Annotated in this window: 27 protein-coding genes and 1 pseudogene; 3 read left to right on the plus strand and 25 right to left on the minus strand. The window is 48.0% G+C overall.

Going from position 1 to position 23,561, the window contains the following annotated elements:
• Positions 1–102 precede the first annotated feature (102 nt).
• From ACESLK_RS03585 to ACESLK_RS03605, 5 genes are read right to left on the minus strand one after another with little or no spacing between them, the layout of a single operon-like run.
• Entirely contained in the window at positions 103–1,857 is a 1,755-nt protein-coding gene (locus tag ACESLK_RS03585) for a DUF5605 domain-containing protein (RefSeq protein ID WP_372662355.1), read from the minus strand.
• The gene (gene glpK / locus ACESLK_RS03590; protein WP_372662358.1) at positions 1,854–3,389 is read right to left on the minus strand and encodes a glycerol kinase GlpK; all 1,536 of its coding nucleotides are present in this window, start codon (positions 3,387–3,389) and stop codon (positions 1,854–1,856) included. The genes ACESLK_RS03585 and glpK overlap by 4 nt, the downstream gene beginning before the upstream one ends.
• Positions 3,390–3,391: 2 nt before the next feature.
• Positions 3,392–4,330 carry a transketolase family protein gene (locus ACESLK_RS03595; RefSeq protein ID WP_372662361.1) on the minus strand — a complete coding sequence of 313 codons (939 nt, stop codon included), beginning with the start codon at positions 4,328–4,330 and terminating at the stop codon, positions 3,392–3,394.
• Positions 4,331–4,332: 2 nt separating this feature from the next.
• Positions 4,333–5,178 carry a transketolase gene (locus tag ACESLK_RS03600; protein ID WP_372662364.1) on the minus strand — a complete coding sequence of 282 codons (846 nt, stop codon included), beginning with the start codon at positions 5,176–5,178 and terminating at the stop codon, positions 4,333–4,335.
• 18 nt (positions 5,179–5,196) lie between these two features.
• Positions 5,197–6,630, minus strand: coding sequence for an L-fucose/L-arabinose isomerase family protein (locus ACESLK_RS03605; protein ID WP_372662366.1), 1,434 nt, complete (start codon positions 6,628–6,630; stop codon positions 5,197–5,199).
• Positions 6,631–6,885: 255 nt separating this feature from the next.
• Here ACESLK_RS03605 and ACESLK_RS03610 point away from each other — a divergent pair, with 255 nt between their 5' ends.
• A complete protein-coding gene (locus ACESLK_RS03610) occupies positions 6,886–7,962 on the plus strand; it encodes a LacI family DNA-binding transcriptional regulator (RefSeq protein WP_372662369.1) in 1,077 nt (358 codons plus the stop codon).
• Positions 7,963–8,157: 195 nt separating this feature from the next.
• On the opposite strand, the gene ACESLK_RS03615 is transcribed toward ACESLK_RS03610, so the two are convergent.
• From ACESLK_RS03615 to ACESLK_RS03650, 8 genes are all read right to left on the minus strand, one after another.
• Positions 8,158–8,262: a helix-turn-helix transcriptional regulator gene (locus tag ACESLK_RS03615; protein ID WP_372662372.1), complete on the minus strand. Its 105-nt coding sequence runs from the start codon at positions 8,260–8,262 to the stop codon at positions 8,158–8,160.
• Positions 8,263–8,364: 102 nt separating this feature from the next.
• Positions 8,365–9,123 (minus strand): SDR family oxidoreductase, encoded by a 759-nt coding sequence (locus ACESLK_RS03620; protein WP_372662375.1) that lies wholly within the window; start codon positions 9,121–9,123, stop codon positions 8,365–8,367.
• Positions 9,124–9,172: 49 nt separating this feature from the next.
• The gene (locus ACESLK_RS03625) at positions 9,173–9,559 is read right to left on the minus strand and encodes a hypothetical protein (RefSeq protein WP_372662379.1); all 387 of its coding nucleotides are present in this window, start codon (positions 9,557–9,559) and stop codon (positions 9,173–9,175) included.
• A 77-nt stretch (positions 9,560–9,636) separates the two neighbouring features.
• A complete protein-coding gene (locus tag ACESLK_RS03630) occupies positions 9,637–10,071 on the minus strand; it encodes a MarR family winged helix-turn-helix transcriptional regulator (protein ID WP_372662382.1) in 435 nt (144 codons plus the stop codon).
• A 32-nt stretch (positions 10,072–10,103) separates the two neighbouring features.
• Entirely contained in the window at positions 10,104–10,280 is a 177-nt protein-coding gene (locus tag ACESLK_RS03635; RefSeq protein WP_372662385.1) for a hypothetical protein, read from the minus strand.
• Between the two features lie 208 nt (positions 10,281–10,488).
• Positions 10,489–11,091: a Uma2 family endonuclease gene (locus ACESLK_RS03640; RefSeq protein WP_372662388.1), complete on the minus strand. Its 603-nt coding sequence runs from the start codon at positions 11,089–11,091 to the stop codon at positions 10,489–10,491.
• Positions 11,092–11,326: 235 nt separating this feature from the next.
• Entirely contained in the window at positions 11,327–12,268 is a 942-nt protein-coding gene (locus ACESLK_RS03645) for an aldo/keto reductase (protein WP_372662391.1), read from the minus strand.
• Positions 12,265–13,257 (minus strand): Gfo/Idh/MocA family protein, encoded by a 993-nt coding sequence (locus ACESLK_RS03650; protein ID WP_372662394.1) that lies wholly within the window; start codon positions 13,255–13,257, stop codon positions 12,265–12,267. Before ACESLK_RS03650 ends, ACESLK_RS03645 begins: the two co-directional genes overlap by 4 nt.
• A 133-nt stretch (positions 13,258–13,390) precedes the next feature.
• Between ACESLK_RS03650 and ACESLK_RS03655 the strand changes: the two genes are divergently transcribed.
• Positions 13,391–14,221, plus strand: coding sequence for an AraC family transcriptional regulator (locus ACESLK_RS03655; protein ID WP_372662396.1), 831 nt, complete (start codon positions 13,391–13,393; stop codon positions 14,219–14,221).
• Positions 14,222–14,372: 151 nt separating this feature from the next.
• Here the strand turns inward: ACESLK_RS03655 and ACESLK_RS03660 are convergent, their stop codons facing one another.
• From ACESLK_RS03660 to ACESLK_RS03710, 11 genes and pseudogenes are all read right to left on the minus strand, one after another.
• Entirely contained in the window at positions 14,373–14,567 is a 195-nt protein-coding gene (locus ACESLK_RS03660; protein ID WP_372662729.1) for a His/Gly/Thr/Pro-type tRNA ligase C-terminal domain-containing protein, read from the minus strand.
• Between the two features lie 56 nt (positions 14,568–14,623).
• Positions 14,624–15,379 (minus strand): annotated as a pseudogene (gene proS / locus ACESLK_RS03665) (proline--tRNA ligase); the annotation flags it as partial.
• A gap of 164 nt (positions 15,380–15,543) precedes the next feature.
• Complete coding sequence (locus tag ACESLK_RS03670) at positions 15,544–15,978, minus strand: Fur family transcriptional regulator (protein WP_372662398.1); 435 nt, start codon at positions 15,976–15,978, stop codon at positions 15,544–15,546.
• 145 nt (positions 15,979–16,123) lie between these two features.
• On the minus strand, positions 16,124–16,273 hold the full coding sequence (gene rpmG, locus ACESLK_RS03675; protein ID WP_372662401.1) for a 50S ribosomal protein L33: 150 nt from the start codon (positions 16,271–16,273) through the stop codon (positions 16,124–16,126).
• Between the two features lie 60 nt (positions 16,274–16,333).
• A complete protein-coding gene (locus ACESLK_RS03680; protein WP_372662404.1) occupies positions 16,334–17,275 on the minus strand; it encodes a metal ABC transporter substrate-binding protein in 942 nt (313 codons plus the stop codon).
• Between the two features lie 31 nt (positions 17,276–17,306).
• A complete protein-coding gene (locus tag ACESLK_RS03685; RefSeq protein ID WP_372662407.1) occupies positions 17,307–18,212 on the minus strand; it encodes a metal ABC transporter permease in 906 nt (301 codons plus the stop codon).
• A complete protein-coding gene (locus tag ACESLK_RS03690; RefSeq protein ID WP_372662411.1) occupies positions 18,158–18,865 on the minus strand; it encodes a metal ABC transporter ATP-binding protein in 708 nt (235 codons plus the stop codon). Before ACESLK_RS03690 ends, ACESLK_RS03685 begins: the two co-directional genes overlap by 55 nt.
• A 30-nt stretch (positions 18,866–18,895) precedes the next feature.
• Positions 18,896–19,357: a Fur family transcriptional regulator gene (locus ACESLK_RS03695; protein ID WP_372662414.1), complete on the minus strand. Its 462-nt coding sequence runs from the start codon at positions 19,355–19,357 to the stop codon at positions 18,896–18,898.
• Positions 19,358–19,472: 115 nt separating this feature from the next.
• A complete protein-coding gene (locus tag ACESLK_RS03700; protein ID WP_372662417.1) occupies positions 19,473–20,279 on the minus strand; it encodes an AAA family ATPase in 807 nt (268 codons plus the stop codon).
• A 20-nt stretch (positions 20,280–20,299) separates the two neighbouring features.
• Positions 20,300–21,040: a class I SAM-dependent methyltransferase gene (locus tag ACESLK_RS03705; RefSeq protein ID WP_372662420.1), complete on the minus strand. Its 741-nt coding sequence runs from the start codon at positions 21,038–21,040 to the stop codon at positions 20,300–20,302.
• Positions 21,033–21,341, minus strand: coding sequence for a (2Fe-2S) ferredoxin domain-containing protein (locus ACESLK_RS03710; protein ID WP_372662731.1), 309 nt, complete (start codon positions 21,339–21,341; stop codon positions 21,033–21,035). The genes ACESLK_RS03705 and ACESLK_RS03710 overlap by 8 nt, the downstream gene beginning before the upstream one ends.
• Positions 21,342–21,508: 167 nt before the next feature.
• Between ACESLK_RS03710 and ACESLK_RS03715 the strand changes: the two genes are divergently transcribed.
• Entirely contained in the window at positions 21,509–22,513 is a 1,005-nt protein-coding gene (locus ACESLK_RS03715) for a CobW family GTP-binding protein (protein ID WP_372662423.1), read from the plus strand.
• Between the two features lie 3 nt (positions 22,514–22,516).
• Here ACESLK_RS03715 and ACESLK_RS03720 read toward each other — a convergent pair whose 3' ends face one another.
• Complete coding sequence (locus ACESLK_RS03720) at positions 22,517–23,500, minus strand: CobW family GTP-binding protein (protein WP_372662425.1); 984 nt, start codon at positions 23,498–23,500, stop codon at positions 22,517–22,519.
• Positions 23,501–23,561: the final 61 nt, after the last annotated feature.

The following is a 23,561-nucleotide window of genomic DNA, read 5'->3' on the forward strand; positions in this document are numbered from 1 at the left end:
AATTTGAAGCTTGAACGCGAGAATGCTGAAGAACCCGCCCTTCCATCAACAAGGAGAGGCGGGCTTTACTTTCTTGTATAAACGCATTAGGACTACTTTGGACTACAATTTTGTTATTCTTATCGCCATATATTGTCTGCCTGGAAGCTCAATCCGGAACGAGCCTTCGAAGCTGCCAGATAATTTCTCAACCGTCATATTCCAAGTGTCGATGAGCTCCACCTGATAGCGGGTTCCGGCTTTCCGATTGAAATTCCTAAATTTAGGCTGATTGAAACCGAAATAATACAAAGAATATTCATCCTTTATCCCCGCGCAGGGTACATCCCAATCGGATGGCAGGGGATCCAAACCGCCTGCTGGACCTTCCTCCATGATCTTGCGCAGGAATGCGATTCGCGCAGGACTACTTCCGGTCAGCTTGCCCCCTTTGGACCACCATAGTATTTCTTCTGGGTTCAGGTAAGTTTCCCCATGTCCAACATAACCTCCGCGAATAGCCCCTTCCCAGAACCGGCGTACCATCTCTTCTCCTGTTATATTGCCCCAGCCTTGATCGATGTCACCTTCATACGCGCACTCGTCGATAACGATCGGCTTCTTCCATTTGTCTCGCCACTCATTCGTGAATTCTGAGGTTTTGTATACATCGACACGCTGAATGCTGCAATGAGTAACCCATGGTTTGCTGAAATCATAGAAAGCAAAGCAGTTATGGTTCGAGATCAAATGATTCACCGGATCGTTCTTTGTTACAATGCTCGCGAACCGTTCCCAATCCTCCGGCCCCTTCGCCCACATCAAATCGTATTCGTTAGCAAGCGACCACCATACGTTACGGTATGCTGATAGACGCGCTACGATATAACGAAGATAACGATCGTCCACCGTCGGACTCATCTCGGAATAACCCCATCTGTCATAAGCATGGAAAAGAATAAGATCCGCCTCTATTCCCAGTTCGCCGAGATCTGCTATACGTTGTTCCAAATGCTGGAAGAACGTTGGATTAAACCGGGTGTAATCCCAGCCTTCATCTAATGTACCCTCGAAAGCGTTATAAGTAGGTTCATTATTATTGAAGAGATAGGATTTCGGAAACACACACATTCGTATTTTGTTGAACGCGGAGGCTTTAAGTGACTCCAATGTTTGCTCCTCGAGCTCGGTTCCTTGATGTGTCCAAGCATAACAAGTTGTGCCGATTGGCACATACGGGGTTCCGTCTTCATGAGCAAAATGGAAGGTGTTGTTCACACGCACTGGACCATGATTTCCTTGTGTCGCTTCAACACAGCGGAAAGCTCCTTGTATTCCATCTAGAGTTCGAGCGTTGCTATGTGTCTTATATGACCATTCTCCTCGGGTATCGGGCATGAACCGAATCCGGTAAACACCTTCCCCGTCATAGAAACCCGCAACTCGAACTGATCGATCTTCCTGATAGAACTGTGCACCAATTGCTACGTCAACAAATGGATTGTTATGGCTAGGTCCTCGAAGCTCCAGCTCGAACACACCCCACAACTCGACTGCTCCCGGCGAATGGAAAGAGGCGGAACCGATGGCTACAGAAGCATCTTCATAATCTTGTGTTGGTACAATCTCCGGTTCTTCTTTCGATTCCTCCATCACGAACGGGATAGAGCTCAGCTCAGTTAGGATTCGAGACAGCCAATCTGGCTGAGAAAGCTCATCTTGGTGGAATTGATAATATTTCTCCAAGGATAAACTCTTCATTAGAGAGGCCATGTGCGGCGGCAAATTCGTTAAAGCAGGTATATACTTCTCCAAGATGTCACGGGATACCTCAAGCTTCCAGATCTCCCCGACCCTTGACTTCTCTGTAAAAGTCATCTGATGCTCTCCCCTTTTTTCACGTTAGTCTTCTGATTAACATTGAGTACAGAATTCACCGCTTTTTTCCATCCTGCGTATTGACGTTCCCGCTCTTCAGCAGGCATCAAGGCTTCATAGCATTTGCCGGATTTCGTCAGCGCCGCGATTTCCTTCAAGGATTTCCAATAGCCGACTCCAAGCCCTGCCAAGTAGATCGAACCCATAGCGGAAAGCTCGCTTACGTCTGATTTCACTACAGGGTTATCCAGCAAATCAGCTTGGAATTGCATCAGAATGGCATTATCAGATGCCCCGCCATCCGCAAGCAGCACCTTCAGACGAATGCCCGTTTCCTCTTCCATCAAATCTACCGCGTCCCGAACTTGGTAGGCAATACTCTCCAGCGCTGCGCGGATAATATGAGCTTTACCCGTTCTACGTGTCATTCCTATAATAGCCGCCCTTGCATAAGGATCCCAGTAAGGGGCGCCTAAACCGACAAACGCTGGCACTAGGTATACGCCTTCATTGTCCGGCGCCTTCTCTAGATAGCGTTCCATCTCCTCGAAGGAATCGAACAAGCCTAATTTGTCTCTTACCCATTTTATACTATCTCCGGATGTGCGAATAATCGCTTCCAGAGCGTAGGTGACTTTGCCGCTTATGGTCCAGGCAATGGCAGTTACAAGTCCATTACCTGAGTTGGCAGGCTTATCCCCGACGTTCATTAGCACCGAAGTTCCGGTACCGTAAGTTGCTTTGGCCATTCCGGGTTCCAAACACAGTTGGCTGAATAAGGCTGCCTGAGAATCTCCGATAACACCAGAGATCGGAACCTTCTCAGGGAATAGCTCCGGGTCATCTGTGTATCCGAATACTTCATCGGACGATTTAACCACAGGAAGCAGTTCATGAGGAACACCGAACATTCTACACAGCTCTTCATCCCAGGTGAGAGAATGAATATTAAACAAGGAGGTGCGGCTCGCATTGGTGTAATCAGTCGCGTGAATGCTGCCTCCGGTCAGCTTCCACACCAGCCAGCTGTCAATTGTCCCCGCAAGAAGCTTTCCTTCAGCTAATAATTGCTTTGCGTCAGCTGCATGTTCAAGAATCCAAGCCCACTTCGCAGCGGAAAAGTAAGGATCTAACCTAAGTCCTGTAGCGGCCTGAACCAAAGGCTCATGCCCGGCTGCCATTAACTCCGCACATATGTCGGCGGTACGTTGGCATTGCCAGACGATTGCATTGTATATAGGCATTCCCGTTGTCTTATCCCATATCACTGCCGTCTCTCGTTGGTTAGTAATAGAGATCGCCGCAAGCTTGCTTGCATCGATTCCAGCAAGCTTGAGTGATGAACGGGCGGCTTTCTTAACATTGTTATAAATCTCCACCGGATCATGCTCTACCCAGCCCGGGGAGGGGTACATCTGCTTGTGCTCCTCTGAGCTTCTCGCGAGCACGTGCCCATGCCGATCGACAAAAAGTGCCTTGGTACCCGATGTACTCTGATCGATCGATAAGATGAACTTGTCCATCTCCGCCATCCTTATCTGCCCAACATCTCTATGGCAATTTTCTTGATATTGTCGGCCGTAATGCCGTAATGGTTGAACACTTCGGACGTTTTTCCGGCAATAGCCGGTTCATCCGGAATACCGAGAATCCTCATTGGCACAGCATGGTTCTGAACGACGACCTCAGCAACAGCGGCACCCAATCCTCCGTGAATGCTGTGCTCCTCGACCGTGATGATATGTCCGGTCTCCTGAGCAGCATGAATGATCGCTTCCTCGTCTAGAGGTTTAATGGTGTGCATATTGATGACTCGACAGGAAACTCCCGCTTCCTTAAGAGCAGCTTCAGCGTCAAGAGCTACACGAACGGTTTCGCCGGCTGCAATTATCGTGATATCTGTGCCTTCACGCATAGTGACAGCTTTACCGATTATGAATTCATAATCATCCGATTCGTACACATCCTCCACGGGATTCCGACCAATGCGTACGTAAACTCCGCCTTCATGCTTGACTAGCAATTCGGTCATCTTCTTCGTTTCATGACGATCAGCCGGCAGAATAATAGCGATTCCAGGGATCGCTCTCATGACGGCCATATCTTGAACGGAATGATGCGACATGCCAAGCGCACCATAGCTGACTCCGCCGCTTATCCCAACCAGCTTGACATTGGTAGCGGAATAAGCGACATCAACCTTGATTTGTTCGATACTGCGCATACTCAGGAAGCAAGCAGGCGATGTTACGAATGGCTTCTTCCCGCTATGCGCGAGACCCGCTGAGATCCCGACGATATTCTGTTCTGCGATGCCTACCTCGACGAATTGCTCAGGAAAAGTATTCGCGAACGGAGCCATAGCCGCCGATCCACGGGAATCACTGGTTATGACCATGATGTCTTGATCATTATGAGCAAGCTCCAATAAAGTGTCACATATCACTTGCCTATTCGGGATTTTGTTAGCCATGACTATCGCACCTGCCCTTCCTGCTTATAGCCCTCAATCGCTGCGGACAATTCGGCTAACGCTAGCTCCAATTGCTCACCGCTTGGAACGTGGTGGTGCCAATGAGCTACATTTTCCGCGAAGGAAACACCTTTGCCTTTAACCGTATTAGCCATGATTAATGTCGGTTTGTTCGGAATTGCTGGAGCTGACTCGAATACATCAACAAGCGCTTCGATATCATTACCGTCAATGGATACGACGTTCCAGCCGAACGAAGTCCACTTCTCCTCAAGCGGCTCGAGTCCCATGACATCCTCCGTCGAACCGCTTATCTGCAGCCGATTGCGATCGATAATCCCAACCAAATTGTCAAGCTTGTAATGCGAGCCCGCCATCGCCGCTTCCCACACGGAGCCTTCGGCCTGCTCGCCGTCACCCATCAAGCAGAATACGCGGTAGGCTTTGCCGTCCCTTTTGCCTGCAAGCGCCATGCCAACAGAAATCGCCAGACCATGGCCAAGAGCCCCAGTATTCATCTCAATGCCAGGCACTTTATTATTCGGGTGACCGATAAGTCGCGTACCGAATTGGCTGAAGGTATTCAATTCCTCTACGGGGAAGAAGCCAAGATCTGCAAGAATGCACCATAATGATTCAACGGAATGGCCTTTGCTGGCAATAAACCGATCACGATCCTCCCATTTCGGATTGTTAGAATCGATTTTCATCACCCGATAATAAAGAGCGGTTAGAATATCAGTGTTGCTTAAAGAACCGCCTGTATGACCTGTTTTGGCGGTATGAATCATGCGTATAAGATCCATTCGAATCTGAGCGGCTTTCGCTTTCAATGCTATCTTTTCCATAGATGATGCCCTCCTTGATTACATACCTGTGCCGCGCAGCCACGCCTTGATTTCTTGCTCTGTCGGATCAACGGGGTCCGGGGTTAGTCCGGGAATATAATTGCATGCTTCATATAGAGCAGGAATAGCGTTCGCATGAATCCCTACAGCGTGATGCACATATGGACCTTTCACCAGCTTCTCTTCCCATAACGGCCAATCATTTACTTCCACCCAAACATAGGAACCTCGCGTATAAGGACCTTGAATACCACTAGCTTTACCAAGGAACATCTGATAGTCCCCGTGATCTCCGTCGAAACGAGCAAGTGTCATGCCCCCGCCTTTGATTTCCCCTTCGTGTGTACCCGGAGCATGATCATCAAATAGAAAATGCTTACGAAGCCTTGGCTTGTTCTCTACGGATAAAGACACAGGGAAATTCCCGCAGTGAAACAGCAGCTCGCCATTCGGGTTCTCAGGATGTCTTACTGTCAAGTCGGCAAAAAAGGTCGGATGCTGGTTCATTGTTGCCGCCTGCACCATGACGGAGGTGATTGCTCCGTGAATGTCAGTCTCACACGTTACCGGGATCTGTTCATCGGTAAGGATCGCATTGGCGAGACAAGGCATAATACCCATTGCGTCCTGTAGGGATGACCAGCATTGGATGGCTATTGCGGAGCTTCCGGTTTGAACGGCATACTGCTTCATAGCAACCTTCAAAGCCGCGATACGTTTCACATCCGCTTCTATCACTTCGGACCAATCAAGCTTGGCTTTGATATAATCGACCGCTTCAGCTAGCTCAGAGCTAGTTCCGTTCTCAATCCGTTTCGTAGATCTTTGGATGTCAACGAGCGTAATGGGATGAATTTCGATGCCAAATCGTTCTAATAACTCGCCTTCATTACACATCATCGTCCAGAAGGAGGATGGACGTGGACCGATCTGCAGAATACGCAGGCTGCGGAATTGTCTCACCACGTTTGCCGCTGCAATAAAATTAGTGAATCCTCGTTCGAAAACAGGATCGTCCACTCGGCTGTTCGTCACATAGGTGAAAGGGACGTTAAACCGACGAAGCACTTTACCCGTTGCGAAGAGTCCGCATTGCGTATCTCGAAGCCTCATCCCGTCTTCCAAGGGGGACTCGTCGCGAGGCCCCCATAACAGGACAGGTTTGCCAAGCGCTTTGCCCACGCGCGCAACCGTATCTTCCGTTCCGAAGTTACAGTGCGGGAAAAAAACCGCATCCACATTCTCCTGCCGGAATCTCTCCGCGATTAGATCAGCATTAATATTGTCGTCATAGAGCAATCCTTCCTGATTGAGCCCTTCAAGATCTACGATATCGATATCCATTCCGAAGCTTTCGATTTTCTCTTTAATTAGCACTTTGTACCTGAAAGCATCCTCAGCGCTAAATACGAAACGGCGTGTCGGAGCATATCCCAATTTCAACTTTTTCATTATCCCGTCTCCTCTGTTGGTTACTAAACAATCAAATGATAAAGTTAAAATCAGAATAACTAAACTTAACTAAACTAATAATATGTGTTTATGATTACGCCATAAATTTATCACCGTTTATACCCGAAGTCAATGAGTTTATAGAAAAAAAGCTATCATTTTAGTTCATATAAACTAAATTTTTATCAATTGTTGTACTTCACATTGCTTCCTGTCTCATTCGAGTGTAAACTAAACTTACTAAACTGTTTCCGAATGAAATGGGGATTATTAATCGTGAAGATGGAAGACATCGCAAGGCTTGCGGGAGTATCGAAATCCGCTGTTTCCTTTGCCCTCAGCGGTAAGCCTGGCATAGGACCTGAAACCCGAGAACGCATACTTAGAATCGCTAAAGAGAGTGGCTACTTGCCCAAAACAAGATTAGCCATTCGAGATCAATCAACTAAATCAATTACTTTCCTTGTGTTTGCCAACTCGGGAATCGTACTGGAGCAATATTACCAGCAGCCATTCTTTCGCGAGTTGATTCATTACATTGAAGAGCGAAGTCGTGCAGCTGGATACTCTCTGGTATTCACCTCGGTCAACATGAGCTCATTCGAACAAGATATCAGAACTCTAGCCGAAGAGAAGCGCTGCGATGGGATCATCCTGCTAGGAACTAATCTGGATAACATTCAAATTGCGGATATTTCGGCCAAAGTGCCGTCACCTCTAGTCGTTCTGGATACTTGCTTCGAAACGCTCCCCGTCCACTTTGTTCAGATCAATAACATCATGGGGGCTTATCAAGCGGGTTCTCACCTATGCAACCTAGGCCACAAGGACATTGGCTATCTCGCATCCAACATAAGAATGCGTAATTTTGATGACCGCAGGGAAGGATTCGAGACCGCATTACGAGAATATGGTCAAGTAATCCCCGAGGAGAATGTTATCTCCGTAGCACCCACAATCCTTTCCTCTCAAGAGGGATTAAAGAATCATTTAACCGCTTATTTGGAGGCAGGTCGCCCTATGCCGACCGCTTTCTTCTGCGAATGCGATTATATCGCCATCAGTGCCATTAAGACGCTTAGTGAGTTAGGCTACCATGTTCCGGAAGACGTATCCGTGGTCGGGTTCGACAACATTTCTGAAGCTGTGATCGTTTCACCCGAGCTTACAACCGTTCACGTGGAAAAAGAACGAATGGCCCATTTAGCCGTAGATTTACTCATTCAATCTATTGAATCGGGCTCCACCGTAAAGAATAAAATTACAGTAGACACCCAATTCATTGAACGACTATCCTCCCGTTCCCCTTCCCGTAAAACCAATGTTAAATAGAGGGTAACTGACCTAGTTGCAATCTAAAAAGGCTAAACTTATTTATAACTACAGAAAAATACGAGCCACTGCTTATCGCAGTGGCTCGTAAACGAAATATTATATATGTATATTCTAGCGGCTAAACACGAAACGATGCTGTACATTCGCGCCCGAAGTATTCATCGTAATACGCTACTCCGTACAACAGCTTGTTCATTTTCCTGTCTCCTTCTCTGCGTCAATGTAATTTCGATATTGATTAGGGGTCATCCCCGTATACTTCTTGAATACCTGAAAGAAATATTTCAGAGCCTTCAAGGTTACCGCATAAGAATTTTTAGATGCGATACCTTCTGATCAAGTACAGATCCTCCGTTATACCTTTAATACCGGCAGAGTAGAGCATTTCACATTTTCGCATTAATAAGCCGTCCAACCCGCGTCGGCCGTCACCGTCGTGCCGTTGACAAAGCTGGAATCGTCGGAGGCCAGGAACAGTGCGACCTTCGCGATGTCTTCCGGTTGACCTAAGCCTGGATTAATGCCCAAACCGATCTGCGCGCGTCCCGCGCCGAACGGATTCGGTGCCGTTATGGTCATTGCGATATTCGTAGCGACCGCGCCTGGAGCGATCGCATTACAGCGAATACCGAGATTCGCATATTGGAAGCCGACGTTCTTCGTAAATCCGACGACGGCGTGCTTCGAAGCGGTATAGGCGACACCCGCCCTGGAACCGAACAAACCGCCGGCCGAAGCGATATTCACGATTACGCCTTTCTTTTTGCCGATGAAGATGGGAAGAACCTTCCGCGTCGTCCGCATCGGTCCGGTCGTGTTCACAGCGAAAACCTTGTCCCACAGCTCGTCCGTAATGTCACCCGCAGGAACGAAATTGTCCATGATGCCGGCATTGTTGACGAGATTGTCCACGGTACCGTACGTTTGAACCGCAGTGTCGATCAAGCGTTGAACGTCTTCCTCGATGGCGACATTGGTTGCCACTGCGAAAGCTGTTCCGCCCTTAGCTCCAATTCCCTCGGCCACTTTGCCCGCGTTTTCAACATTCAGATCCGAAACGACTACTTTTGCACCTTCTTCGGCGAAGAGCTCCGCGATCGCTTTGCCCATCCCCGATGCCGCTCCCGTGACGACTGCTACTTTTCCAATAAGCTTCACCTAATCAACCTCCTTAGTTCCGATTATTCGGAATACTCAACTCTTTCGTTTATTCTCCGACAGTTGCTAAATCAGATACGATGGATGCCAGTATTTCCGAGGAGATATTCGCTTGCGGAAATGCGGCCAATTGACTGAGCGTAAACCCGCTAGCCATCCCGGTCATCGGGTTGGCAGCGAATCCGGGGAGATGTTTGTCCAGCACTGCTTTCGCGGCATCTTGCTCGTTTAGGAACGTCTTCAGCAGCTCGATCCCGTCTGTGCTTATCGCAGTGGGTGCGCCTTGCTCAATCCCCCCGGCCTGTATTCCAGTATCAACCATATCGCTCATCAGTCTCGGAAGCCCTAAATCGCATAAAACTTGGACGATTAGGAATGCTATGCTTACTGTTAACGCAAGCGCGAACGGCTTTAAATACCGTAATAATAGTTTCATGAAATACCCTCCTGCCTTTGACCGCAAACTTGTTCAGACCCTCACTGTTAGCGTCCTAACTATAGGGGCAAAAAATTTTACTTAAGGTTCTTCTTCAACTTCTCCACGATCCCAAAGAATGAAGCGATCTCTTCCTCGCTTAATCCGCAACGCAGGTCATTTTCAAATTCCATAAATCGTTGGACGACCCGCTCATGCAATAAGTTCGCTTTCGGCGTAAGGGTAATCTTCTTAAGTCTTGCGTCATGCCCAACTGATTCTCGAACGATGAGACCGTTACGTTCCATTAGCTGCAAGACGCCTGTCACCGTTGCGCGTCGAATATTGAAATCCTTCTCTATATCCCGTTGGAACACCACGCGATCCGAGTTGGCCCTTACGTAACCGATAATCCAGCCTTGCATGCCCGTTAATCCGTCTTCTCCACCATCTGACGAGCCATCGTCTAATTTTCGTTTGATTAAGTTCGCCAGCACCTTAATTTCGAAACTGATTGCATCTGGCGGCTTCATTCTCTCACCTCATATCGTTAGGGTACTAACATTTAACAAAGCGCTCCTGCTCCCATTCCAATCGATGAAAGGCTCGAATCACTCTCACACCCGTCCGTCACGAAGTGTTCTTCCGTAGTCTTCTGATACTCCAGCCGAAGCATAACGATGTTGGACATCAAGGTAGGAAGGATTAATTCAGCCAACGTTTGAATGATCAACTTAAGCATTTAATTATCCTCGCCTTCTGACTTCATATGAAACCCCAATTCTAATCTTAAAGAAGAATTAATATTCTCACTAACATTTTGCAGACTAATTCAGTAGCGTTTTGACGACTTTTTACACAAAAATAGCCCTGCCAATTTGGCAGGGCATAAGGTCAATCCGATTCAGTATGTATATTCGAGAATTCAAGGAGAAGCTAAGTCCGCGAGTTCAGCTCAAGGGAAATAGCTTCTGTATACTTGCATCCTTAAATAAGTCGCTAATGGCGAACTTCACGCAAGCCAAACCGTCTGATGTCACTAGATCGTCGCCTTCGAATAGATTACTAAGCTCATACCGCTCGTCGTTCAGCACATACTGCTCCAGCGTGCGCGCGTTCACGTCGACAATCCAATATTCCGGCACCGCATGCTTGGCGTATATGTTCATCTTTTTTACTTTGTCCCGTTTGCGGGAGCCTGGGGATAACACCTCCACGACGAGATCCGGAACTCCTTCAATCGCTCTACTGGTTACAATTTCCATCCGGCTGCGATGAACGAGGATCAGGTCGGGCTGAACGACGTTCGTCCGGCTCAGAATAACGTCAAGTGGTGCAACAAAGATCATATAATCGGAATTGCAGCTTTGCTTCAATATAAACTGCAGATCTCCGCTGACGCTCTGATGAATTACAGACGGACCCGGAGTCATCATCTCGAGAATGCCATCGAATATTTCGTATCGTTTTCCGTCATCCGGCATCGCCGCATAAATATCATACGTCACCTGCTGCTCCCCGATCCGTTCTTCTCTTTTCTTTTTTTTGTCCAAAGCCGATCCTCCTCCACATTAAAAAACCACCCCGACAAAGCAACACGTCTTGTGTCTGGCTTTGGCGAGGTGCTTCCCCGTTCAATTCAATATACTTGTATTATGTCCAACCTATACGAGGAAGTCAATCAGAGTAGTCATTCTATGATTTATGGTTTGCACATATCCTCTTGGACTAATCACTGCTTGTTAGTTATGCACTTCCGCCACCTCGCATAGTTCCCCACGAATCTGCTTATGCTGGGTCGACTTGGTCGAGCCAAGCCACTTCGGATGCCGAGAGGTCGACTTTCACAGCTTCAGCGCTCGAATGGAGCTCTTGCACGGTGTTCGGGCCGATGAGCGCGCAGACGGGGAACGGCTGGTTCAACACGTAGGCGAGGGCGATGTCGTTCGCCGAGACGCCCTTCTCCCGCGCGAGCTGCTCCGCTTTGCGATATCGCTCCCAGTTCGCTTCGCTGTAATAGACGCGGCGGATTTCCGGGTCGCCGTTGTCGCGGTTGTACCTTCCGGTGAAGAAGCCCTGCGCCTGAGAAGACCAGGACAAGAGCGGCAGCCGCGTGCGTTCGTGCCACTCCAAGTCGTCGGCGTATACGGAGACGCAGCCATCCCAACGCGCCTCGTTCGGCTTGGCCAGGCTGAGATTCGGACTGTTGCAAGTTAGCGGGGTCAAGCCGTTCGCCGCGGCGTACCTGTTCGCCTCTTCGATGCGAGCTACCGTCCAGTTGGACACGCCGAGCGCGCGGCAATAACCGGCCGCCAGCATGGCGTTCATCGATTCCATGATGTAGCCGACCGTCTTGTCCAGATCGTCGCGATGAAGCATGAAAATATCAACGTAATCCGTCTGCATCCGTTCGAAGGTATCTAGCAAATCTTGTTCCATGAACTCGCGCGTCATGCGGGGGCTCCCGTACGGATGGGCGCCTTTGCCGATAATGACGACGTCCCCGCGGTTGCCGCGTTCCTTCATCCAGAGGCCGACCGACCGCGCGGTGCTTTCCCCGTAGACGTGCGCCGTATCGATACAATTGCCGCCGATGGAGACGTACGCGTCCATCAAGCCTGCGGCGTGCTCCATGTTTTCTTCCTTCAGCATCATCGAACCGAGAATGAGCTTCGCGCATGAGATCGAGTCGTCGATGCGGATCGAAGGTTTGCCAAGCTTCGCCGTCATAGGGTCACTCTCGCTTTCTCGCGCGCGGAGCGCAGCAACGCGTCGAGCGCACGCATGTTCCGGATCGCGTCGGTCGGTGGAACGAGAGGCGTATCCTCGCCCCACACGGAGCGGGCGAACCGATCGGCCTGAAGAGTATATTGGTTCGGGGCAGGCTCTTTGTCTACTCTGCGCTGGCCGCCCGAATAAACGGTGAAGTCCGCTTCTTCCCCGTTCGGAAGGAACGTGCCGGGAATATCGATGCGGCCCTTCGTGCCGACGATCTCGAAGAAATTGCGGAAGTCGGCCCACATGCCGCAGTCGAACGTCAGCGCGACGTCGCCGGGAAACTCCAGAATGCCCGAGAGCATCATATCGACGCCGTCGTGCTCGGGAGAGAATAGGGCGTGGGCCGAAGCGGCGACGGGCTCGCTGCCGAGCAGGAACCTGGCGGTACTGACCGGATAACAGCCGACGTCGAACAGCGAGCCGCCGCCCCAGTCGGCGTTGAACCGGACGTTGCCTTTGTTCGCGGCTCCGTTGAACGTGAACGCTCCGCGCAAGACGCGTAGCTCGCCGATCTCGCCGGAGGCAATGACGTTCTTGATGCGTTCCCAGCGCGGCTGGTGGCGATACATGAACGCTTCCGCGAGCTGTACGCCCGCCTTCGCGCAGGCGTCGGCCATCTCTTGCCCTTCTTGAGCGTTCAGGGCAAGCGGCTTCTCGCATAAAACGTGTTTGCCGGCTTCCGCGGCGCGGATCGCCCATTCCCGGTGCAGGTGGTTCGGAAGCGGAATGTATACCGCTTCGATACTCTTATCGGCCAGCAATTCCTCGTAACTGCCGTAAGCGGTCGGAACGCCGAATTTGTCGGCTGCCGCTTGGGCCTTCTCTTGCGTTCGGCTCGCGATCGCGACGACGCGCCCCGTGGAGGAAGCTTGGATGGCGGGAACGACCGCGCCGTTGATGCCTGCTGCACCGATGACGCCCCAGTTCAGTTGTTTGGACATTAAAAGCACCTCTTTTTCGGACTTCATGTACCTGTACCGATGTGATATTGTTATCATACTAAATCTACTTTCCATGTCATATCTAAATATCTTGTTTCCGATATCATGATATTGTCATTGGCGGAGGAATCGCATGTTCAAGTATATCGCGCTGCCGAGCATCGGCGACAATCAATTCCCCTGTTTTCCGGAATCGGTCGGCCTCATTCGCGACGACCCGAACCATATCTGTCTCCGGGAGACGGGAGAATTCCCCCATTTCAACCTTCATCTGGTCGCCAAGGGCAAAGGCAGCGTCGTCATCGACGGCAAAACGTACGAGCTGAAGGCGGGAGACTCGTTCTTGTTCGCCCCGCAGCAAACGCAGCATTACTATTCCAGCCAGGACGAACCATGGGAAGTATATTTCGTCCACTTCTACGGAACGAAGATCAAAGAATTCCTGGCGGAAAAAGGGTTCTACCAAACGAGCTTATGGACGATGAAGAGGAAAGAGGAGCTCGAGCGGTCTTTCGACGCGCTGATCGAGGCGGCGGAGAAGAACAAGCTGTGGCTGTCCGCCGCCTTGTCCACGCTCGCATACGCCATCATCGCCGAATACGTGACGCAGGCGACACCGCTCGCTCCGAAGAAGGACAACAGCAGCGCGGACTTGGTCATGAGCTTGTTGCCCGAACTTCAAGAGAGGGCTTGCGAACCTTTCGAGCTAAAGGAATGGGCGGATCGCGCGAACGTGAGCACGTTCTATTTCTGCAAATTGTTCCGCAAGCTGACGCAGCTGGCGCCGATGGAATTCGTCTCGCTTTGCCGCATCCGGCAAGCGAAGCAGATGCTGATCGAGAACAGGAACATGCCGCTGCAGGACATCGCGTCGGGCTGCGGGTATCCGAGCGTCAGCTATTTCATTCAACGCTTCAAGAAGCAAGAAGGATTAACGCCGCGGGAATACAGTCGCAACGTATAGGATTTTACACCTTTGAATATCACTTTCGCTTTTTATCCAGAAAAAAGTGCTTCTGTCCAAGTTGTTGTTACTCTTTCAAAAGTTTTTTATAATGTCTACTATTTGGGGTCTTGACCAATTTCACAAGCAACAGCTTTTTGGAATATGTTTATTAGTTTACAGTTAACTCATCCATAATACGCGCAAAAGCATCGTTGATTTGAATTGACTCTTTCTTATTGTTTCTTCGCTCTATAAACTCAACATTCCCTTTCTCAGCATCTTTACCAATCACTATTCTTATGGGGATACCAATCAAATCCGAATCTTTGAACTTAACTCCAGGACGCTCATCTCTGTCGTCCATCAGCACTTCAATACCATAACTGCTTTATGGTCAGCGATGAAAATCTCGTATTTATCTACGGAAATCATTTCATCAGCTTCTAACGAAATTGCGCTAGACTCAGCTTTCTCAAGATTAGCGGCATATTCACAACACGTACAAGCTGCAATCGTATCTTCACCTCTATCGGCCAACGCCATAAATTCATGTGTTCCACCTTCGCCGCCAATTGCACCTGCATCAGCCTCGACTGCGCGAAAGTTTATTCCACATCGGGTGAATATCCGATTATAAGCCTTAAACATCTTCCAGTATGATTCATCCAGCCCTTTAAAATCCGCATCAAACGAATAGGCATCTTTCATCAGAAACTCTCTGCCTCGGAGGAGACCGAAACGGGGACGCCGTTCATCACGAAACTTTGTTTGAATTTGATATAGCGTCACTGGCAGTTTCCTATAGGAGTTAATTTCATTTCGCACTATTGAAGTGATCACCTCTTCATGTGTAGGACCGAGAGCAAATTCTCGATCATGTCGGTCATGTAAACGTATTAATTCCGGTCCATATACAGAATATCGTCCGGACTCTTTCCACAATTCCACAGGCTGTATGGCAGGCATCAACAGTTCTTGAGCACCTGCTTTGTCCATTTCCTCACGCACTATTTGTTCTACCTTCCGGAGAACTCGTCTTCCAAGCGGCATGTATGTGTAAATTCCTGCTGCTAATTGCCGGATAAACCCTGCACGAAGCATCAATTGATGACTGATTACCTCGGCGTCTGCGGGCGATTCACGCAATGTCGTAAGTAATAAATTGCTTTGGCGCATGAGATGCAGCCTCCTTTTGTATGTGGAAAAAAACAAAAAGACACATCCGTCAGGGACGAATGTGTCGTGATACCACCCTATTTTTGACCGTAGCCATATGCCATCGGTTCTCAATCGGATAACGGTTTATACCGGTAACGGTTAAGTTACGACAATTATTGGGATCAAGACGAAGACATCTGACACTCTTCACAGATCCCATACACCTCGAATCGGTGATTAATAATTTTATATTTCCCAGGGAGATCTAGTTTTTGTTCCATAGGACAATACTCAAATATCAGCGTCTTTTCACAATTGATGCAAATTAAATGGTGATGATGGTGTGAAAGGCAATTTACTTTGAATTTCAAACCTCCATCTAGAAAATAGAATTGCTCCAGAACACCCATTTCGCTCAGCATTCTAAGATTGCGATAAACGGTATCGAAACTGACGCTTGGATAATTCACACACAGTTTTTCGTAGACATCTTTAGGTGATAAGTAACCGTCATAGTCCGTAAAAATTTGCGCTAGTTTTCTACGTTTATCGGTTATTCTCCATCCATTCTTAGACATGATCGTAAGCATTTCCTGAACCGTATTTGGATCAGACATTTTCTACCTATCCTTTCAGCAAGCTAGAATCGCCACCTTATATTATCAATGATTGTATATCGATAATCCACATGAATCAACATGGCTGATAATAACTAGAAAAAAAGGGCTTCTCTCATAGGAGAGCAGCCCTTCAATAGATACTTTAACGAGTTTCTCGGTGGATCGTGTACTTCTTAAGGCGAGGGCTGTACTTCTTGAATTCAAGCCTCGACGGATGCGTACGTTTATTTTTTGATGTCGTGTAGTTGCGATCCCCACACTCCGTGCATGCCAGCGTAATAATGACTCTCATGAGGCCAACCTCCTTTCCCATAATCATCTACCCTTTTATTCATTAGCTCCCTTACGCTCGTTATTCGTTAAGCGCTTTTGCTAATCCTGCAAGGTTATTTTCCATGATTTTAATATAATCGAGTCCTTTGCTCATATCTTCCTCGGTCAATCCTTCAAGGGGATTGAGCACATCCGTCTTTGCCCCGATTTCGTCTGCAATCGTCTGGGCTATCTTGGGGTCCACTAGCGTTTCGAAGAAAATAGTCTTTACTTCATGCTCTTTCGCGAAGGCGACAACCTCCGCCATCTCTTCCGGTGAAGGCTCCTGTTCTGGAGATAGACCTGCGATCGGAACCTGCGTTAATCCATAATCTTTAGCCAAATAGCCAAAAGCGGCATGCTGGGTTATGAATTCCTTATGTTTAGAATTGCTTAAATCCTGCTTGAATTTCTCATCCAACGCCTTCAGCTTCTCGATATAAGCATCTGCATTTTTCTTGTAATTGTCCTTATTATCCGGATCGGCTCGCTCCAGACCAGCTTGAATATGGCGGACTTCTTGCTGTGCTAGAGTAGGTGACAACCAAACATGCGGATCAAGAGGATGTTCGCCTTCTTCCTCGTGCCCTTCTTCCTCGTGCTCATGTTCATCCGATCCTTCTATTAACTCGATGCCGTCTATCGCTCTAACGACAATACGTTTCTCATTCTTCGTGCTTTCCAGCGTTTTTTCCACCCAGCCCTCTATCATACCGTTATAAACGAACAAATCGGCATCCTGAATAGCAGCTACGTCTTTAGGGGACGGCTCCCAATCGTGCGGCTCTGCACCAGAAGGAATCAGCCCTACAACCTCAGCATGATCTCCAGCAACCTGCTTAGTAAACTCTACCATCGGGTAGAAGCTGGCCACGACCTTTAACTTTTCCCCATTACCCTCATTGTTCCCATTCGAATTTCCACAACCCGATAATACCAATGCCGCAATAGCGATTCCTGCCAAACCTTTTGATAATTTCATTTGCTAACTTCCCCCCGAATGATATGAATGATTAATGAATAACTGGTGGATCTTGACCTAAGCTAACATGCTCACGAAGCTTTTTCTGCTCGTTTATATGGATCGTACCTTTAAGCTTGCCATGTTGCTTCCTCCACTTCACGACAACTTTCATAGCACCAATACCGATGACTAGAAAAAGAAGTAACGTCAATGCGATCGTCCCCCCTGGAGGAGTGCTCAACACATAGGAACCCGTCAATCCAGAGAAAACGCCAGTCACTCCGATTAGCATCGCAAGCCATAAAGCACCGGTAAAGCTCTGTGCTAAACGGATGGCCAGTGCAGCTGGGAGCACAATCAAGGAAGAGACCAACAGAACGCCTACTATCGGCATCGCCGCGGCAACGATCATCCCGGTTATGATGCTGAACAGCAGCGAGATCCAGTTTACTGGAACGCCATTCGTTCTAGCTGTTTCCTCGTCAAAGGTAATAAGATACAAGGGCTTCCTTAACACATAGAAAAACAAAGCTCCGATGAGAGTAACTCCCGCAACCAAATAAATCTCGGTTTTCTGTACCGCGACGACGGATCCGAACAGATAAGAGGAGAAGCCGCGGCTAATTCCTGGATTCATCGACATGAGCACGACAGCAGTCGATAATCCTCCGATCATGATGATGGCGATAGACACCTCGGAATAAGTTTTGTAAGATCTTCTCACATATTCAACGACTATTGCGCCAATTAAGGCTATGACAAAGCCGAAGAGTGTGGGATTAACCTTCAACAACGCGCCCATCGCGACTCCCGCCAACGAAACGTGAGAAAGCATGTCCGCCATGAGTGCCTGTCTTCTTAGCATCAGGTATACTCCGAGAACCGAAGCGACCAGAGCAATTAGACCACCGGCGAAAAATGCCCTTTGCATGAAGTCGTAGTGCAGCATTTCCATCCTCCAGCCTCCTTCTTTTCTAGCTCGATTACCCGATCCAAGTAGGGGCTAGCTTCTGATAAGCCATGGGTGACCATGACGACGGTTATGTTTCGTTCCTGCACTAGTTCTCCAAGTAATGCGTATAATCTGGAACGGCTGTCCGTGTCCATCCCATTCGACGGTTCGTCTAGCACGAGCAAATCCGGTTGCTGAGCCAAAGCCCTCGCGATGCATATCCTTTGTTTCTGGCCTCCGGAGAGCTCGCCGATTTTGCGATCACGCAGCTCCCACAAGCCGACCTGCTTCAAAGCATGCTCAGTGAGGTTTTGATCTTGTCGACTGACGGGTCTCAACCAAGATCCTCTCGTATAAGTTCCCGAACGAACGAATTCCACCACCGTGCTAGGGAATCCTGAGTTGAATGCGGCGATCTGTTGAGGGATATATCCAACGACGATCTTCTTTCCATCCTCTCGTCTACTTGCTCTAGCCACTGTCCCGCTCCAAGGCTGTAACAAGCCAAGAACCAACTTGAGCAGTGTCGTCTTCGATGCCCCGTTAGGTCCGGTCACCGCTGCGAATTCACCGCTATGGATCTCGATATCCACATCTTCCAAGCAAGGAGTGTCTCCATAACCAAAGACAACATTCCTCATTGATGTGAGCAGCATAACTTCACCCTTTCCTGTAGCATTATTTACTTAGCAGCGATTGCAATCAGGGCAATAACCCAACACCTCGTGACGATGAATGACCGCTTTGAATTCGAGAGGCAACTGCGGAATCTCGATTAAGAAGCTGGTATCAAACGGGTAGACGATGTCGCAGGACATGCATATGAAAAGATGTTGCCCGGAGTCGGAATGGCTGCTGTTGATGCCGAATTTCACTCCATCCTTGTTATAGAAAGGCTCAAGCACGCCTAAATTCTGTAGTAGTTTCAGATTACGATATACGGTATCGAAACTAAGTCCCCGATGCTTCGAACCGAGATCATGATAGACTTGCATAGGCGTTAACAAATCGGCGGTTTCCGCGAACAATTTGGCAATGGACCTGCGCTGTTCGGTAATCCGCAAGCCGTAGCGGGAGAACATTTGAATAATTTGTTCCGTTTTGGGTTTTATCGTTCGAGTCGTTTGCTCCGGTACGATTTTCGCCATTTGGATGCGCCCCTTCGGTAAATCGTAAATACTACGTTTAATAAACGTAACCTTTACGATTAAAACTGTCAAGAGAAGGCTGAAGAAATTTTGAGCAACCACCTATTACACTTCCTTATTTGCCATGTGGCTTGTACTCTTCGAAAGACTCTGCGATTGCACTGAAGGTCAGCTGGTTATTCTCAATAATGGCCTTTCGTTTGGCCTTCAGAACAATCTGCTCTATATCCGCAAAGCTGCAGCCCATTAACAATTTGGAAGATAACTCCAAAATGTGTTTCTCCTGCTCGAAATCCCCGATCAACAATTGGATATACTCATTCCTGCTGTTATCATCCGGCATCCCGAATGTCATTTTCGTATCGAATCTGCGCCACACGGCATTATCCAGTTCTTCTTCAAGGTTGGTCGCAGCGACAAAGATGCTGTCGCCTTCAAATTCGTCTAGGCACTGAAGCAGCGTATTGACGACTCGCGACATCTCTTTCACTTCATCATTATTCTCACGGGTTCTAGCAATTGCATCGAATTCATCGAGAAATAGGACGCATGGGGATGATTTGGCATGATCGAATATTTTCCGTATGTTGCTGCCGGTTTCACCCAAGTGGCTATGAATAATCGCATCTAGTCGAACGAGAATAAGCGGAATGTCTAGCTGCTGTGCGATATAGAACGCAGTTAAGGTTTTTCCTGTTCCTGGCGGACCGAACATAACTACCTTGTTAGGAATCGGTACATCATGCTCTTCAAACTTTTCTTTCATGCCCAGAATGATAACAAACTCTTCGACAATTTGCCGATTTTGGGGATGCAGAACGATTCTCTTTACTTTTTTGGCACAATCCTTTGGGGTATAAAAGGTAGCCATATCGATTCCTTTAGCTCGAGGAAGGCGGTTGTTGTTGTTTGTTTTACTCATGTTAGACTGAAGCTCCTTTATTATCGATGTCCTGTTATAATCATCCGCGGCGACCGCAGATCGTCATAATCGTCCTCATCATAGTTTCCGTAAACGGCGTCTATGGCCAGACCGACCTCGTTCAACATTTCCGTTAGCTTATCTAGTGAATAGAGCTTGACGCGCTCTGTATATCTGCTTGTCTTCCTATGCGGACCCTGAACTACGATTTCTTTCGTCACGAAACCATCTTTGATATTACGGGTCTCTATAATTGAATTCTCATCCACAGTTCTTTCCGAAGAGAGAACAAGATGTTTAGCAGTATAAGAAGCATTCATATAATCAATAATGAACTGGCCTCCTGGTTTCAGTGCCTGATAGATTTGCTTAAGTACTTTGAGCTGTTCGCTGTCCTCTTCGAAGTAACCAAAGGACGTAAACAGATTAACGACCGCGTCGAAGCTTTCATTAAATGTCTCGTCACAAGGTAACGAACGCATATCGCTTTGAACCCAACGAATAGTATTGTTGGGATCTGAGGCGCGAGCTTCCATCAGTAGAATCGGAGACAAGTCTACACCCGTCACACAGTAGCCTGCTTCGACAAGTGCTAAGGCGTGTCTTCCCATACCGCAGCATAGATCTAATACATGACTATGGTTGGGAAGCTTCAGCCATGCGATCATTTTGCGAACCTCGGCCGCTGCTCCATGCATATCCCGATGCTTATATATAATCAAGTAGTCCTCACCAAAACTTTTTTCATACCAGTTATTCATATTGCTCCTCATTCATAGGGGCAAAAGAATAGACCAATCTCTCCTCTAATTTCCTACCCTCTGTCATATTGCGAACTAACTCTTTACCCGTTTCGGGAGTCATGTCCTTGTACCATGATCCCTCCGGATAAGCAATTACGACGCACGCATCCATACATCTGCCATTACAGCGTGTACGTGTTGTATGTATAAGATGGTCCACACCTAATCGGGATATTTCTTCCCTGATCGCCAAAGTAACCTCTTCTCCTTGATGCAACATACAGCTATCTCCATTGCAAATGAGCAAGTGAGTTTGCATGACTTCTAAGTTTCGTGTACCCACATAAACCCTCCTTTTTAATTGTAATTATTACGATTATAAAAGCGGGCAGTGAAAATAACAAGGTTTACATTTGACTTTGAAATTTTGAAATTTTATACTGTGTTTAGTTGTAATAATTACGATTAAGGACGAGGGTGATTTCATTGACAACGATAAAGAAGGAAGTATCCCGTATTCCCGTCACGATATTAACGGGATTTCTAGGTGCAGGCAAGACGACGTTGTTAAATCATGTCCTTACTGCTGATCACGGGCAGAAAATCGCCGTCATTGTGAACGAGTTCGGTGAAGTCGGTATCGACAACCAGCTAATCGTAGGTGCGGACGAGGAAATCATCGAGATGAACAATGGCTGCATTTGCTGTACAGTGCGAGGAGACCTTATTCGGATTCTCACCGAGCTGATGGAAGCGAAGCAAGGACAGGGCGACCAGCGAAAAGCCGGTTTTGACCGCGTACTTATTGAAACGACAGGCTTAGCCGATCCAGCGCCGGTTGCTCAAACATTCTTCGTAGATGAAACCATTGCTGATTTCTATCATTTGGATGCGATCATCACTGTAGTCGATGCCAAACATGCAGGTCAGCATCTTGACGAGGGCCATGAAGCGCAAGAGCAGGTTGCATTCGCTGATGTCCTGTTACTGAATAAGACGGACTTGGTTCCGGAAGCCGACCTTATCCAACTAGAACATCGACTTCGCGCCATGAATCCGGCTGCCAAGCAGTACCGCACGTTACAATCAGAAATCGATATTGGACATATTCTTGGAATCGACGCCTTCGACTTAGCAACAAAGCTGGAAATTGACCCCGGTTTCTTAGAAGAGGAAGACCATGATCACGACGACGATGTGACCTCGTTATTTTTCAGAGAAACGCGCCCGCTTGATATCGATAAGGTTAACCAATTCTTAAACGAGTGGTTGCAGGACCATGGGACGGATACTTTCCGATATAAGGGCGTGCTTCATATCAAAGGTGTCGATCAGCGAGTCGTATTCCAGGGGATACACATGCTTTTCAGTTCTTATGCTGATCGTTCATGGAAGAGCAGTGAAACACCACTTAGCGAATTTGTCATTATCGGACGAAATCTTGATGAACTATGGTTCAAGAAGCAATTCGCGGATTGCGTGGCTTCCTAATGCTTAGAATCCGATAATATCGAGTATTGTGTCATTAACTTCAGACAGGGTTTCTGGCTCCCCGATGACGACAAGGACTTCTTGCACGGTCTTTTGAGGCCGAATAGACATCATTTCCAATTCGCGATATGCATATTGAATGAGGTGAAGTCCTTGCTCGCCATCGAAGCGGACGATTCCCTTCATACGATTCACTCCATGGGGTAGGTTCAGACAAAAGGAATGGAATGAATCCCGGTTGATTGGTTCGTCCAGGTAATATGTTTTTACCGACAATGAGGGGTGAATATCTGTCCCCTCCTCTTCTTTCTCGGACGCGAAATCACCTGCATCACCTGCTCCTTCTTCCTGTTCTATGGATTCTCTCGGCTTCATTTGCGAATCTAAATCCAAGAATCCCAAGCCCTCACTTCCTTTAATCGTTGCTATTAGCGGGGTGTCTCCATTGTATTGCCGAATCCATTCCTCTAACGAAGGAAGACTCTCTATCGGTACCCGATCGATTTTGTTAAGCAGCAACCATCCAGCCGATTGGATTTGGCTTATGTAAAGCCGGGTTTCCTGTCTTGTTGAATGTAAATAGGTATCTAGAAGCCTGCGCGCGTCAATGACGTTTACAATCGTCCGAAGCTCGGTTCTCGTCAGAAGAGAGGCATCCGATACACCTTCAATGATCTCAGCGGGATGAGCAGCTCCGGTAGCCTCGATAATCAGAATGTCCGGGTTATACTGCTCACATAAATTAAGTATGGTCATACTCAGATCCCCTCGGATCGAGCAGCAGATGCATCCGCCAAGCATAGCCTCCATCGGAATGTCTTCCCCGATGATCTGACCATCCACGTCCGCATCTCCGAATTCGTTAATGATAACTGCTGGACGTCTGCCTTCGTTCTTCAACCTTACTAACAGTGCGAGAAGAACAGTAGTTTTACCGCTTCCTAGATAACCAGTCAACACATATATCGGAATTATTTTACTAGTCATGGTGAACGCCTCATTCATAATCGTAATTATTACATTCAAAAGATAGACGATCTACGGTTAA

Source organism: Cohnella sp. (assembly GCF_041640265.1).
GTDB lineage: Bacteria > Bacillota > Bacilli > Paenibacillales > Paenibacillaceae > Cohnella.